This is a genomic window from Corallococcus sp. AB049A, assembly GCF_003668885.1.
GTDB lineage: Bacteria > Myxococcota > Myxococcia > Myxococcales > Myxococcaceae > Corallococcus > Corallococcus interemptor.
The window spans coordinates 1-418 of the sequence record NZ_RAWL01001260.1 but is presented as its reverse complement, the minus strand read 5'-3'; the positions used below and the strand labels follow the sequence as shown (position 1 = coordinate 418).

The 418-nt window shown below is 69.6% G+C and carries 1 protein-coding gene; it reads right to left on the bottom strand.

Annotated features, from left to right (window positions below; genetic code table 11):
• Window positions 1–77 precede the first annotated feature (77 nt).
• Window positions 78–418, bottom strand: a 341-nt coding sequence (locus D7X55_RS46925) for a GGDEF domain-containing protein (RefSeq protein ID WP_147470529.1), incomplete at its 5' end; no start/stop codon positions are given.

The window sequence follows — 418 nt, the reverse complement described above, 5'->3', positions numbered from 1 at the left end:
GTAGAGGATTGGCATGCCGATTCCGCGTGCAGGATGAACGGGCATTTCACCCTCGTTCGGCGGCGGCGGTGCCGCACTCACTCGCCGTAGCTGGCCGTGTTCTTGCCCTGCCGCTTGGCGTGGTACAGCGCGCGGTCGGCCAGTGCCAACCAGTCCTCGACACTGCCGCCACGCGGTGTGGCGGCAATGCCGATACTGACGCTGAACTCCACGCCCGGCGTGGCCTGCTGCGCGGCCTCCAGCAGGTGCAGGCGCACCCGCTCGGCCACGTGCATCGCATCGACGGGTGCGCAGTCGCGCAGCAGCACCACGAACTCATCGCCCCCCAGCCGCGCGGGCGTATCACCGGGCCGGGCAAAGGTGCGCAATGTCGCCGCGATATGCCGCAGTACCTCGTCACCGGCGCGGTGGCCATGCG